We start from the raw sequence: 252 nt of genomic DNA, 5'->3' as shown, positions 1-252 counted from the left end.
TGGAGGATTACCCAAGTCCGGCTGAAGGGAACGGTCTTGAAAACCGTCAGGCGTGTAAAAGCGTGCGTGGGTTCGAATCCCACATCCTCCTTTATTATTAACGCGGGATGGAGCAGCTCGGTAGCTCGTCGGGCTCATAACCCGAAGGTCGTAGGTTCAAATCCTGCTCCCGCAATAAGGCTCGGTAGCTCAGTTGGTAGAGCAATGGATTGAAGCTCCATGTGTCGGCGGTTCGATTCCGTCTCGCGCCAT

The 252-nt window shown here is 54.4% G+C and carries 3 tRNA genes; all 3 read left to right on the top strand.

The window, feature by feature from the left end:
• The first annotated feature begins 1 nt into the window (after position 1).
• The 3 genes from ADH31_RS00220 to ADH31_RS00210 all read left to right on the top strand — a co-directional run bounded on the left by ADH31_RS00220 (position 2) and on the right by ADH31_RS00210 (position 251).
• Positions 2-91, top strand: a tRNA-Ser gene (locus ADH31_RS00220).
• A gap of 10 nt (positions 92-101) precedes the next feature.
• Positions 102-175 (top strand) — tRNA-Met (locus ADH31_RS00215).
• A 3-nt stretch (positions 176-178) separates the two neighbouring features.
• Positions 179-251: transfer RNA gene (locus ADH31_RS00210), tRNA-Phe, on the top strand.
• The last annotated feature ends 1 nt before the right edge of the window (position 252 follow it).

The sequence above is a fragment of the Streptococcus pseudopneumoniae genome (genome assembly GCF_001072375.1).
Classification (GTDB): domain Bacteria; phylum Bacillota; class Bacilli; order Lactobacillales; family Streptococcaceae; genus Streptococcus; species Streptococcus pseudopneumoniae_L.
This window is presented reverse-complemented; position numbering and strand designations above follow the sequence as displayed.